At 49.7% G+C, this 12,571-nt stretch carries 12 protein-coding genes; 7 read left to right on the forward strand and 5 right to left on the reverse strand.

The genetic code is table 11. The features are described from left to right. Nucleotides 1-11 precede the first annotated feature (11 nt). Together ung and LGV68_RS11175 are read left to right on the forward strand one after the other, a co-directional pair. Nucleotides 12-689: a uracil-DNA glycosylase gene (gene ung / locus LGV68_RS11170; RefSeq protein ID WP_044362114.1), complete on the forward strand. Its 678-nt coding sequence runs from the start codon at nt 12-14 to the stop codon at nt 687-689. Nucleotides 690-780: 91 nt separating this feature from the next. Then, nucleotides 781-1,332, forward strand: a complete 552-nt coding sequence (locus tag LGV68_RS11175; RefSeq protein WP_020330529.1) for a hemerythrin domain-containing protein — start codon at nt 781-783, stop codon at nt 1,330-1,332. A gap of 50 nt (nt 1,333-1,382) precedes the next feature. On the opposite strand, the gene LGV68_RS11180 is transcribed toward LGV68_RS11175, so the two are convergent. Next, a complete protein-coding gene (locus LGV68_RS11180) occupies nt 1,383-1,562 on the reverse strand; it encodes a DUF3545 family protein (protein ID WP_020330530.1) in 180 nt (59 codons plus the stop codon). Between the two features lie 695 nt (nt 1,563-2,257). On the opposite strand from LGV68_RS11180, the gene LGV68_RS11185 reads away from it, so the two are divergent. The 4 genes from LGV68_RS11185 (at nt 2,258) to LGV68_RS11200 (ending at nt 5,508) form a co-directional block, all read left to right on the forward strand. After that, entirely contained in the window at nt 2,258-3,688 is a 1,431-nt protein-coding gene (locus tag LGV68_RS11185) for a sodium:alanine symporter family protein (protein WP_032081785.1), read from the forward strand. A gap of 103 nt (nt 3,689-3,791) precedes the next feature. Then, nucleotides 3,792-4,565, forward strand: a complete 774-nt coding sequence (gene yaaA / locus LGV68_RS11190; protein WP_024373290.1) for a peroxide stress protein YaaA — start codon at nt 3,792-3,794, stop codon at nt 4,563-4,565. A 24-nt stretch (nt 4,566-4,589) separates the two neighbouring features. Beyond that, entirely contained in the window at nt 4,590-4,727 is a 138-nt protein-coding gene (locus LGV68_RS11195; RefSeq protein WP_020330534.1) for a hypothetical protein, read from the forward strand. Beyond that, entirely contained in the window at nt 4,711-5,508 is a 798-nt protein-coding gene (locus LGV68_RS11200) for a TatD family hydrolase (RefSeq protein WP_222807728.1), read from the forward strand. Before LGV68_RS11195 ends, LGV68_RS11200 begins: the two co-directional genes overlap by 17 nt. A gap of 63 nt (nt 5,509-5,571) precedes the next feature. Here LGV68_RS11200 and LGV68_RS11205 read toward each other — a convergent pair whose 3' ends face one another. The 4 genes from LGV68_RS11205 to LGV68_RS11220 all read right to left on the reverse strand — a co-directional run bounded on the left by LGV68_RS11205 (nt 5,572) and on the right by LGV68_RS11220 (nt 10,379). Beyond that, entirely contained in the window at nt 5,572-6,537 is a 966-nt protein-coding gene (locus LGV68_RS11205) for an ABC transporter permease (protein ID WP_252535194.1), read from the reverse strand. Nucleotides 6,538-6,540: 3 nt separating this feature from the next. Further along, the gene (locus tag LGV68_RS11210; RefSeq protein WP_252535196.1) at nt 6,541-7,653 is read right to left on the reverse strand and encodes an ABC transporter permease; all 1,113 of its coding nucleotides are present in this window, start codon (nt 7,651-7,653) and stop codon (nt 6,541-6,543) included. Beyond that, entirely contained in the window at nt 7,650-9,212 is a 1,563-nt protein-coding gene (locus tag LGV68_RS11215; protein ID WP_199465703.1) for an ABC transporter ATP-binding protein, read from the reverse strand. The genes LGV68_RS11210 and LGV68_RS11215 overlap by 4 nt, the downstream gene beginning before the upstream one ends. Nucleotides 9,213-9,383: 171 nt before the next feature. Further along, entirely contained in the window at nt 9,384-10,379 is a 996-nt protein-coding gene (locus tag LGV68_RS11220; RefSeq protein WP_020330539.1) for a BMP family ABC transporter substrate-binding protein, read from the reverse strand. Nucleotides 10,380-11,187: 808 nt separating this feature from the next. On the opposite strand from LGV68_RS11220, the gene LGV68_RS11225 reads away from it, so the two are divergent. Then, nucleotides 11,188-12,453, forward strand: a complete 1,266-nt coding sequence (locus LGV68_RS11225) for a NupC/NupG family nucleoside CNT transporter (RefSeq protein ID WP_020330540.1) — start codon at nt 11,188-11,190, stop codon at nt 12,451-12,453. Nucleotides 12,454-12,571: the final 118 nt, after the last annotated feature.

Raw genomic sequence — 12,571 nt, forward strand, 5'->3', positions numbered from 1 at the left:
AAGGATCTTTTATGACTCAGTCACTGACCTGGCATGACGTTATTGGTGCCGAGAAGCAGCAAGACTATTTTCAGCAGACTCTCGCATTCGTTGAACAACAACGACAGGCGGGCAAGGTAATTTTCCCTCCGGCGAAAGACGTATTTAACGCATTTCGCTTCACGGAATTTAACCAGGTGAAAGTGGTGATTCTCGGCCAAGACCCTTATCACGGGCCTAATCAGGCTCACGGGCTGTGTTTTTCCGTGCAACCCGGCATCAAAACTCCCCCTTCGTTGGTCAACATGTATAAGGAACTGGCACAGGATATTCCTGGCTTTCAGATCCCGAACCATGGCTATCTCAAAAGCTGGGCCGAGCAGGGCGTTTTGCTTCTCAACACCGTACTGACCGTCGAACAAGGTCAAGCGCATTCGCACGCCAATACCGGCTGGGAAACCTTCACTGATCGCGTGATTGATGCTCTCAATCAGAATGGCCAGGGGATTGTGTTTCTGCTGTGGGGCTCGCACGCTCAGAAGAAAGGCCGCATGATCGATCGTCAGCGGCACCATGTGCTGATGGCTCCGCACCCGTCGCCACTTTCTGCCCATCGCGGTTTTTTGGGTTGTCGCCACTTTTCACAAACCAATCAGTTGCTTGAGCAGCAAGGTAAAGCGCCAATCAACTGGCAGCCACAGCTCGACTAATGCGTTAATTGGTGTTTTTTCGACCAGAATCAAAGCGTGTTTTTGAATCCTTATATACACTTACATAAAGTATGTGTAAGGGAGAAACACGATGATGATTGAGAGAATCAGACGCGAGCATGGCTACATGACTCGGCTACTGGCGATACTGCGCGACAAGCTGCAATTGCTTAAAGCCGAACAGGCCATCAATTATAGCTTGGTAAAAGAGATCGTTGATTACCTTGCCAGTCATTCTGAAACCGTCCATCACCCGAAAGAGGACATCATTTACCGCTACTATATGCAGCATTATGGTGAACACCACACGGTGGCCGATCTGGAAAAAGAGCACATGGTGCTTTCCGAGCAGACACATGCTTTCCTCAATATCATTGAGATGATTCTGCAGGATGCGGTTGTGCCGCAAGAGGTGATTATCGAGAAACTGGAAAGCTTTATCAGTGCGCAGCGCCGCCATCTGGAAATGGAAGAGCAGTCCATTCTGCCACTGATCAATCGCACGTTTACCGTTGCCGATTGGCAGAAAGTGGAGTCGCAATGGAACGAAAATGAAGATGATCCGGTGTTTGGTGAGACTATTGCCGAACGTTTTGCTCAGCTGGCCCGTCGAGTGCGGAAAAGCGAATCCGAGTGCACCTGATAGCGCAATGAGATAAATAATAAAAAGGCACCGAGCGGTGCCTTTTTATTTCATAATTTGATGTCGTCAATCTCCAGACAGATATCCATATCGAGAAGCTCTTTCTCCAATCGCTTCTTGTCTCGAATGGCTTCGATCTCTCTCCACATGCGCTTTACCGGTTTCGCTCGGTTGGCGCGGATTTTCGTGATTTCCCTATCCAACAGTTCATCGAAGTGCAAGTCATCCATAATCTAGCCTCATTGTCGTTGTTGTCATTCCATGAGTGCTGTCTAAATAGCACAGTTAGCCGCAGCGTAACTTTGATTTGTTTCTCATTTGTTTCGTTTCGATGAAGCTTTGATGAGTTTTTCAACTGGAATTCACACTTTTCTGACGGAAATTTTGAGCAAAAAATCAGCAATTGAACTGCGCAAACGTTTTTATTGCGTTCGGCAGGTTGTTAAAAAGGTGTTGAAGAGTTCGTGCCAGAATGATTGGGTGGTTATTTTTTGTTCGTTTGATTTCAAAATATGACTTTTTGCTGACAAATTTCCCGGCCTGAACGTCCCATCCCTTTATTCTCAGGGGATGAGATTAAGTTTATGCAATAAGGTTTTTATGGTTGCTTTTTGCTCTAAAATGTTGCGATATGTGTGGTGTTTTGTTCTAATTTTGTGTTGTTTTTGATTGGTTGCGTGTTAATGAATGGTGATTTTATAGTAAAAAATAACAATTAAATGCATTTGATTGCATATTGATTTTTACTACCTCAGGTTGCATTATCCGCCCGTCAAAAAATACGCTGGTTTATTTTGACGGTCATTCTGACCGGCAAAACGACATCAAATGTAACCACAATTCTGATAATTTCGCGGGACGCGAAAGTGCATTTGCCGTGCTGGCTTTAGCTCAGATCAGCGCAATCACTCTACGAGAGGTACTTGTGACAGACTTAATCAATTTAATGAACGATCTGCTTTGGGGATCGATTCTGGTTTATCTTTTAGTGGGTGTAGGTATTTACTTCACTCTACGTTTAGGCTTCATCCAATTCCGTCATTTCGGCCACATGTTCAGCGTGTTGAAGAACAGCCGAAAAGAGGACAATGCTGGTATTTCTTCTTTCCAAGCCCTTTGTACCAGTCTGGCTGCCCGCGTGGGTACCGGTAATATGGCCGGTGTGGCTGTCGCTCTGACCGCTGGTGGTCCGGGTGCGATTTTCTGGATGTGGATGACGGCTTGCCTGGGTATGGCGACCTCTTTTGCGGAAAGTACGCTGGCGCAGCTGTACAAAACCCGCGATAAAGACGGTAACTACCGCGGTGGTCCGGCTTACTACATGGAAAAAGGCCTGGGCATGCGCTGGATGGGCGTGCTGTTCTCTATCTTCCTGATCATTGCATTTGGTCTGGTGTTCAACGCTGTACAAGCGAACTCCATCACTAACGCGATGAACACCGCATTTGGCTACGAACCGCTCTACGTTGGTATTGCGATTGTTCTGCTGTCTGCGTTCGTTATCTTCGGTGGTATCCGTAAGATTGCGCGCACCGCGGAAATCATTGTGCCGTTCATGGCGCTGGCGTACATTGCGATTGCCCTGTTCGTCGTGTTCATGAACCTTGAAAAACTGCCGGCCGTATTCAGCCTGGTGATCAAGAGCGCGTTTGGCTTCCAGCAAGCCGCTGCTGGTGGTTTGGGCTACGCGATTGCCCAGGCGATGATTAACGGTGTGAAACGTGGCCTGTTCTCGAACGAAGCCGGTATGGGTTCTGCGCCAAACGCAGCGGCATCCGCAACACCATATCCACCACACCCTGCTTCTCAGGGCTACGTGCAGATGCTGGGCGTGTTTGTTGACACGATCGTAATCTGTTCGGCTACCGTTGCTATCATCCTGATGTCGGGTGAATACGTACCACATGGTGAAATTACTGGTATCGAGCTGACACAGCGCGCGCTGAGTTCACAAGTGGGTAGCTGGGGCTCTATTTTCGTGGCGTTTGCGATCTTCTTCTTCGCGTTCACCTCGATCATTGCTAACTATTCGTATGCAGAAACCAACCTGATTTTCCTTGAGCACAACAACAAGAAAGGTCTGGTGGTCTTCCGCCTGATCTTCCTGAGCATGGTGATGTTCGGCTCTCTGGCAACGCTGCCGACCGTTTGGTCAATGGCTGACGTGTCGATGGGTCTGATGGCGATTGTTAACCTGGTAGCGATTCTGTTGCTGTCTGGCATTGTGATTAAGCTGGCGAAAGACTACAACCGCCAGTTGAAAGCGGGCAAAGTGCCGACTTTTGATGCCAATGAATACCCTGAGCTGAAATCTCAGCTGGAAGACGGTATCTGGGACAACAACAAAAAGTCTTAATAGACAGCGTCAATACCAGAGATTGGAAAAGCCATGCAGACAATGCATGGCTTTTTTTGTAGGCTATATAAAGCTCAACCAATCAAAGAATTAGGATAAGACAATGCTGATTGTGGTTTCACCTGCAAAAACACTGGATTATGAATCGCCGCTGCCAAGCGAGCGCCACACACAACCGGAACTGACCCAGCACTCAAAAGCACTGATTGAGGTGTGCCGTAAACTGACACCGGCGGACATTTCCGCGCTGATGAAGGTGAGCGATAAAATTGCCGGACTCAACGTTGCTCGCTTTGCTGAGTGGAGTGAGACTTTCACCTTTGAAAACGCCCGCCAGGCGATTTTTGCCTTCAAAGGGGACGTGTATACCGGGCTTGAGGCTGAGACGCTAAGCGATGATGATCTGAGCTTTGCACAGTCACATCTACGCATGTTGTCTGGCCTGTATGGTCTGTTGAAGCCGCTGGATCTGATGCAGCCTTACCGTTTGGAGATGGGCACCAAGCTGGCGAACGAGCGTGGCAGTAACCTTTACCAGTTCTGGGGCAATGTTATTACTGACAAGCTCAATGAGGCGATTGCCGCTCAAGGCGACAACGTGTTGGTCAATCTGGCATCCAATGAATATTTCAAAGCGGTCAATACCAAACAACTGGACGCGCAGGTCATCACGCCAGTGTTCAAAGACTGCAAAAATGGTCAGTACAAAGTGATCAGTTTCTACGCCAAAAAGGCGCGCGGCATGATGGCTCGTTACATTATTGAAAACCGTATTGAGTCGGTAAAACAGCTGGAAGCGTTTGATACCGCTGGCTACTATTTTGTGGCGGCAGAATCGACCGCTACTGAACTGGTATTCAAGCGCGAAGAACAGTAATCGTTACGCACAGGAGAGTTTGCTATGTGGGCATGGATGAAGGCAATGATCGCACGCTACGATGCCTGGTGTCGGGCCATGGGGCTGACGCCGGACCAAAAACGCTGCTGCGTACCATACCGTAAAGACCCGGCGCACGATCAAGATGGCGATAAAGTCTGAGGTCCGCCTGTTCGACACCCATTGTCATTTCGATTTTGATGCGTTTGCCAGTGATTTCCCGACCGAGATATCGCTGGCACAACAAGCTGGGGTTGAACGTTTTCTCATTCCCTCTATTGGGCCGCAGAACTGGCAACGTGTTGCGCAGTTGGCTGAGCAGTTTCCCGGTGCGGTTTATTACGCACTGGGTTTTCATCCCTATTTTCTTCAATCAGATTGGCACAATCCGCTAGCCAGACTGGAACGCGAACTCAGTGTGCGCAGTGAGGCATGTATCGCGCTCGGCGAAATGGGGCTTGATGGCATGATTGCTGTCGATACCCAGTTGCAGGAACAGTTGTTGGTCGGGCAACTGGCAATTGCGCAGAGTGCGCAACTGCCCGTTATTCTGCATAGCCGAAAAACGCACAATCGCTTGCTGCAATTGCTTAAACAAACCCGTTTTCAATACGGCGGGGTGTTGCACGCTTTTTCCGGCAGTGTGCAACAGGCGCAGCAGTTTATTGCTTTGGGATTTCGCATCGGTGTCGGTGGTGTCATCACCTATCCACGTGCCAATAAAACGCGTCAGGCCGTGGCGATGTTGCCGATTGAGTCGTTGGTGCTGGAAACGGATGCTCCCGATATGCCGTTGTCAGGCTTGCAGGGACAACCCAACCATCCGCGTTATCTGCCGCAGGTACTTGATGCTTTGGCGCAGCTTCGCAATGAAGACCCACATCAACTGACGCAGCAACTGTGGGATAACAGTTTATGCGTGTTTGGCATATCTGAAGCGTGAGTGACAATTCTGATCTGAAGGATAAAGTAAAGGGCACGATATGTGCCCTTTACTATTTGGTGGTTACTCGCGCTCTTTGGTGTAAGGCACACCAATCGCTTTTGGTGCCACCGCTTTACCAATAAAGCCAGCCAGCAGGAAGACGGTCAGTATATAAGGCGAAGCTTCGATTGCCTGGACCGGAATGGGGAAATCACCAATCGAGACCCCTTGCAAGCGAATCGCCAGTGCGTCGAGAAAGCCGAACAACAAACAGGCCGCCATCGCTGTCACAGGCCGCCATTTCCCGAAAATCAGCGCGGCGAGGGCCATATAGCCCTTACCAGCACTCATATTTGGAATGAACTGCGCCGTCTGGCCGACCGACAAATACACGCCGCCCAGACCGACCAACAGGCCACAGATCACCATGGCGCTGTAACGCATGCGGACGACCGAAATCCCCGCGGTATCGACCGCAGCAGGGGACTCACCGACCGCGCGCAAGCGCAGACCAAAGCGGGTCTTGAACAGCACATACCAAGCGGTTGGTACCGCCAGAAAGGCGATGTATTCAATGATTGAGTGGCCGCTGATCAACTCGGAATACAGCAGTCCAATCACAGGCGTATCCTGAACGGCATCAGCACCAGGCAGGGTGAGCGGCGCAAAACGCGCATCGCCTGAGAGCGTGGGCGTCTGGCCGCCCTGTCCAAACCAGTAACGGCCGAGGGTAATGGTCAAGCCTGTCGCCAGAATGTTGATGGCCATGCCGCTGACGACCTGTTCGCCGCGGTGGGTAATGGAGGCAAAGCCGTGCAGCAGCGCGAGCAGGATGGAAACACCGACACCTGCCAGCAAACCAAGCCAGGCTGAGCCTGTTACAGAGGCGGTCGCCGCACCGGCAAATGCTGAGGCGAGCAGTTTCCCTTCCAGCGCGATGTTTACGACGCCGGAGCGTTCACTGAACATGCCAGCCAAGGCGGCCAGAATCAGCGGTGTCGAGACTCGGACCGTGGCATCGGCCATTAGAATAAAGGTTTCAAACATAGCTTATGCCACTCCTTGTTTTGACTGGCCGAACAGACGTCGGTAGGTGCGTTCCAGCGATGGGCGGAACATGTGCTCCAACGCGCCGGAGAACAGAATCACCAAACCTTGCAAAACGACGACGATATTGCGGTCAACCCCATATTCAAAACTCAGTTCTGCACCGCCCTGATAGAGGAAGCCAAACAGCAAACTCGCCAGCAGGACTCCGACCGGGTGGTTACGACCCATCAGTGCGACGGCAATCCCGGTAAAGCCAAAGCCTTCGACGAAGTTCAGTTTGATTTGGTGCAGCTCGCCTTGCAGAACATTGATGCCAAAGAAACCGGCCAACATGCCAGAAAGCAGCATGGTAATCACAATCACTTTGATGTAGTTAATCCCGGCGTAAGAAGCCGCGGACGCATTGGCGCCGATGGCGCGAATCTCATAGCCCCAACGGGTATGCCAGATAAACAGCCAGACGAAAACACAGCTCAGCAGCGCAAACAAAAAGCTGATGTTGAGTGGGCTTGCGGCCAGTTTTACGCCAAACGCAGCCAGCAGTTCATGCATTTTCGGTAACCAGCTCGATACCGCAAACACGCGGCTTTCGGTTGCCATGGTGTTTTCCGGCTTCAGCACATCAACCAACAGATAAGCCATCAGCGAAGAGGCGATGAAATTGAACATGATCGTGGTGATCACGATGTGCGAGCCACGTTTCGCCTGCAGGTACGCCGGAATAAACGCCCAGACCGCACCAAAGGCACCGCCGGCGAGCACCGCAACCGGAAATACCACATACCAAGGCGCGTATTCGCCCAGTGTTAAACAGACTAAGCCGACACCAAGACCACCGATGTAAGCCTGACCTTCTACCCCGATGTTGAACAGGCCAGCATGATAAGCCACCGCAACGGCAAGACCAGTGAAGATAAAGCCCGTAGTGTAGTAGAGGGTGTAACCGAAGCCTTCCGCGTAGCCAAAAGCGCCGGTCCACATGACTTTGATCGCATCGAGCGGATTGATGTCGATGTAGATAAACAGCAGGGCAGAGACCAGAAACGCAACCAGAACATTGATCGCAGGCAGCAACCCTATCGTGACCCAGGCAGGGACATTTGTCTGACTCATACCAAGTTCCCCTGTGATTGTGTTACATGATCCGGCACGATGTTGGCCATCATCAGGCCCAAGGTTTTCTCGTCTGCCAATTTGGCATCCAGTTCACCCACGATCGCGCCGTCAAAGACCACCAGAATGCGATCTGCCAGACTGAGGATCTCGTCGAGTTCCACCGATACCAGCAGGATCGCTTTTCCCGCATCACGGCAGGCGATGATCTGTTGATGGATGTATTCAATCGCGCCGATGTCGACCCCGCGCGTCGGCTGACCAATCAGTAACACATCCGGTTCTTCTTCCATTTCGCGTGCGATCACCAGTTTCTGCTGGTTGCCGCCGGAAAAATTGGCCGTTTTCAGATGGATGTCGTTTGGCCGCACATCCCATTTGTTCATGCTTTCCTGACACAGCGTCGCAATGGCCTGCTTATCTTGCAGCAGCCCTTTGTTGTACTTCGGCAGGTTGTGGTAGCCGAGAATGTAAGCTTCTTGCGCTTCAAACTTATTGATCAGTCCCTGTTTGTGGCGATCTTCCGGAATATGGCCGACACCCATCGCACGTACTTGCTGTGGATCAGCCGGGTGTTGAGGAGAAATCGTGTGACCATTCATCTGGATCGTACCGGACGTCGGTTTGAGGATGCCGGACAACAGCGACAGGATTTCAGACTGACCATTACCGGAAACGCCGGCGATACCCACCAGTTCACCAGCGCGAACGGAGAAGCTGATGTCTTTAACACGCGGAACGCCACTGCTGTCGACATAATTGAGGTGTTCAACCTGCAACAGCGCCTGTTGCGGATGAGGTTCAGACTTTTCGACTTTGAGGCGGACTTTACGCCCCACCATCAGTTCGGCCAGTTCTTCACGATTGGTGTCTGAGGTTTTGACATGGGCGACCATCTGACCCTGACGCATCACCGAGATGTTGTCGGTAATCGCCAGTACTTCACGCAGTTTGTGCGTAATGATGATGACGGTGGTTCCCTGACTGCGTAATTTATCGAGAATGGCAAACAGGTGATCCGCTTCCTGAGGTGTCAGCACGCCAGTGGGTTCATCGAGAATGAGTACGTTAGCGTTGCGATAGAGCGCTTTCAGAATTTCGACGCGCTGCTGTAAGCCAACTGGCAGATCGCCCACCAGGCTGTCGAGCGGGACGTCCAGACCGTAGTCTTTTTCCAGTTGGATGAGCTTTTTGCGCGCAGCACTCAGGCTGTCATTCAATTTCCAGCCGCTTTCCGCGCCCAGAACAATGTTTTCCAAAACGGTGAAGGTATCCACCAACATGAAGTGCTGGTGAACCATACCGATCCCTGAACCAATCGCATCTTGCGAATTGCTGGGGGAGTATGGGGTGTTGTTGACGCGCATTTCTCCGGCATCAGGCGTGTAGAAGCCGTAAATGATGCTCATGAGCGTCGATTTGCCTGCACCGTTTTCACCGATAATGCCGTGAATGGTTCCGGCCGGGACTTGCAGATCGATTGCGCGGTTGGCATGAACAGCACCAAAACGCTTATCGATCTGTTTAAGTTCGATGGCAAAGTGTTGAGATTGAGTCACACGAAAACTTCCTGAACGAAAATGAGTTTCTTGCCTTTATTGCGCCAAAAGGGGCGCAATACAAATCAATAGACGCCGCTACATCAGCAGCGGCGTATCGGGTTATCCATTGGCTCTTTACCCTTGCGGTGTTGCCCGCAAGGCCAGACTTATATGGATAGTCAGAGCGTTTTAGTAATCACATTTATTGTCTGACATGTAGTCATGGACCTGAATCTTGCCGGCGATGATGTCGGCTTTCAGGCTTTCCATGTAGGACTTCATTTCGTCGGAAATCAGAGGCTTGTTGTACTCGTCGTACGCCCAGTCAACCGCGTTTTCTTTCAAGCCCAGTACCTTGATGCCTGGTTGCCAAGCTCCGTTGATTTCTTCTTTCCAGCTGTCGACAGCCGCCGCACCGACCAGTTTCACCATTGAGGTCAGCATGGTGCCTGGTTGAAGATGGTTTTGGTTTGAGTCCACGCCAATGGCCAGTTTGCCCGCATCGGCTGCTGCTTGGTAAACCCCTAAGCCAGTGCCACCTGCTGCGGCGTAAATCACGTCAGCGCCTTTGGAAAACTGAGATTTCGCCAGCTCTGAACCTTTTGCCGGGTCTGCAAACGCTGCGGGTGTCGAGCCTGTCATGTTCTGCAGAACGGTGATCTGTGGATTGGCGTATTTCGCGCCTTGCTCGTAACCACATTCGAATTTACGGATCAGAGGAATGTCCATACCGCCGACAAAACCGACAACGCCTGATTTAGAGGCTTTCGCGGCCAGTGCGCCAACTAAGAACGAACCTTCGTGTTCTTTAAAGACGATCGATTGTACGTTGGGCTTATCAACCACCATGTCGAGAATGGTGAAGTGGATGTCTGGAAACTCAGTGGCGACTTTCTCGACCGCTGACGCCATGTTGAAACCCACCGCAACGATTGGTGAGAAACCACGGCTCGCCAGACGACGAAGCCCCTGTTCACGTTGAGCTTCGTTCTGAGGCTCAAACTCACGAACTTCAAGGCCTTCGGCCTCCATGACTTTTACGCCGTTCTGATAAACCGCTTCATTGAACGATTTGTCGAATTTACCTGCGGTATCGTAGATAACGGCAGGTTTTGCTTCTGCGAATACGTGGAAAGAGGAGATTGCGAGAGCAAGGGTAGATATTTTTAGGATGGATTTTTTCACTGTATATATCCCTATGTTACAAAACCACTGTTGTTAAATTGATAATAAAATGTTGACCAATAGGTCAACTCATTGAGCCTACCAATTATAAGTTTATCGTTTGCGCTGCAAAAAAAAGTGCAATAGTTCACATCAAGTCACATTTTTTTTCGAAGAACAAAATATTAGGTTTTGAATTGTTAATCAATTGTTGTTTTTATTAACAATTGATCGGGTGAATAGCAGGATTTGTGTGAGTGTCGTCGCTAAATTAATGTAATCGATTAACTCATTCATGCGTAATAACGAAGTGCTTATAATTTCATATAAAAAATAGCGGTAATGAAATTTCACTGACTAGAATTGAATATCAGAAAGAAAATAAATTTATGGATAAATAAACAGGTCAGACAAAGAAAGCCAAATAAACCGAAAAAACCAGTGAAAACTGTTTCAAATTGGTGTGACTGAGTACACAAGTTTTTATTTGCCAATAATGAGAAAAAACGCAGCGAAATGAAAATAAAAAACGTGAATTTGTCGTTAAAGTGCTGCGATCTTTATGGGTTTTAAATTGAGCAAACGGTTGCAGTTAGGTGAGTTCGACGTGTCGGATTTTTTGCACACCAAACCGGTTAAATAGCAACTCTGAACACTATCTATACAATTATTTGTGATTGACTTCTCAATTATAAATGCAACAAAAAGAGTTTTATCAATATTGCGTGATGCGTGCGTTACTTTTTTTTTGGCGGGTGCGTATAATCCGCTGCGAAAACAAACCAAAGTTTTACACGCCAACAATTAACTTATAAGGAAGTCATAAACTATGAGCCTGTTTATGAGCCTAATCGGTATGGCAGTACTAATTGCAATCGCAGTACTACTGTCTGATAACCGTAAAGCTATTAACTTTAGAACCGTGGGTGGCGCATTTGCTATCCAATTCGCACTCGGTGGTTTCGTTCTTTACGTCCCTTGGGGTCGTGATCTGCTGGCAGGTTTTGCTGCTGGTGTTCAGAGCGTAATCGACTACGGTAAAGATGGTATCGGTTTCCTGTTCGGCAGCCTGGTTAACTTCTCTGTTGACGGTATCGGCTTCATTTTTGCTTTCCAAGTTCTGCCTACAGTAATCTTCTTCTCTGCACTGATCTCAGTTTTGTACTACCTGGGTGTGATGCAGTGGGTTATCAAGATTCTGGGTGGTGGCCTGCAAAAAGCACTAGGCACTTCTCGCGCGGAATCTATGTCTGCAGCAGCAAACATTTTCGTTGGTCAAACTGAAGCACCTCTGGTTGTGCGCCCGTTTGTTCCAAAAATGACTCAGTCTGAGCTGTTTGCAGTAATGTGTGGTGGTCTGGCTTCTGTAGCAGGTGGTGTACTAGCTGGTTACGCATCAATGGGTGTGCCTCTAGAGTACCTGGTTGCAGCGTCATTCATGGCGGCGCCTGGTGGTCTGCTGTTCGCTAAAATCATCAAACCTGAAACTGAGGCTCCAGATGAAGAACTGGGCACAGTAGACATCGACGGTGGCGACGACAAACCAGCAAACGTAATCGACGCTGCGGCGGGCGGTGCGTCTATGGGTCTGCAACTGGCACTGAACATCGGCGCGATGCTGCTGGCGTTCATCGGTCTGATCGCTCTGATCAACGGCCTTCTGGGTGGTATCGGTGGTTGGTTCGGTATGCCACAGCTGACTCTTGAACTGCTGCTGGGTTGGGTATTCTCTCCACTAGCATTCATCATCGGTGTGCCATGGTCTGAAGCAACTCTTGCCGGTTCATTCATCGGTCAGAAGATCGTAGTAAACGAATTCGTTGCATACCTGAACTTTGTTCCTTACGTGGGCGAAAACGCTCAAGTAGTAGCAGCAACTGGTGCGGTAATGTCTCAGAAGACGGCTGCAATCATCTCCTTCGCTCTGTGTGGTTTCGCGAACCTGTCTTCTATCGCGATCCTGCTGGGCGGTCTGGGTGGTATTGCTCCTAACCGTCGTCACGACATCGCACGTTTCGGTATGAAAGCTGTGGCTGCCGGTACGCTATCTAACCTGATGGCAGCAACCATTGCTGGCTTCTTCCTGTCTTTCTAAGTTTGTAGAGAAAGATTATATAGACGCCGTTTAACATCACCCCGTAGCAAGAGATTGCTGCGGGGTTTTTTTGTTTTCTGGCCATCGAAAATGAGGGTAACGTGTAATGGATTGCACG

The sequence above is a fragment of the Vibrio sp. LQ2 genome (assembly GCF_023920125.1).
GTDB lineage: Bacteria > Pseudomonadota > Gammaproteobacteria > Enterobacterales > Vibrionaceae > Vibrio > Vibrio fluvialis.

What these genes read in the sequence shown, in the direction of transcription:
- ung (WP_044362114.1), top strand. Translation starts at nt 12, where the DNA reads ATGACTCAGTCACTGACCTGGCATGACGTTATTGGTGCCGAGAAGCAG.
- LGV68_RS11175 (WP_020330529.1), top strand. Translation starts at nt 781, where the DNA reads ATGATGATTGAGAGAATCAGACGCGAGCATGGCTACATGACTCGGCTA.
- LGV68_RS11180 (WP_020330530.1), bottom strand. Translation starts at nt 1,562, where the DNA reads ATGGATGACTTGCACTTCGATGAACTGTTGGATAGGGAAATCACGAAA.
- yaaA (WP_024373290.1), top strand. Translation starts at nt 3,792, where the DNA reads ATGCTGATTGTGGTTTCACCTGCAAAAACACTGGATTATGAATCGCCG.
- LGV68_RS11195 (WP_020330534.1), top strand. Translation starts at nt 4,590, where the DNA reads ATGTGGGCATGGATGAAGGCAATGATCGCACGCTACGATGCCTGGTGT.
- LGV68_RS11200 (WP_222807728.1), top strand. Translation starts at nt 4,711, where the DNA reads ATGGCGATAAAGTCTGAGGTCCGCCTGTTCGACACCCATTGTCATTTC.
- LGV68_RS11205 (WP_252535194.1), bottom strand. Translation starts at nt 6,537, where the DNA reads ATGTTTGAAACCTTTATTCTAATGGCCGATGCCACGGTCCGAGTCTCG.
- LGV68_RS11210 (WP_252535196.1), bottom strand. Translation starts at nt 7,653, where the DNA reads ATGAGTCAGACAAATGTCCCTGCCTGGGTCACGATAGGGTTGCTGCCT.
- LGV68_RS11225 (WP_020330540.1), top strand. Translation starts at nt 11,188, where the DNA reads ATGAGCCTGTTTATGAGCCTAATCGGTATGGCAGTACTAATTGCAATC.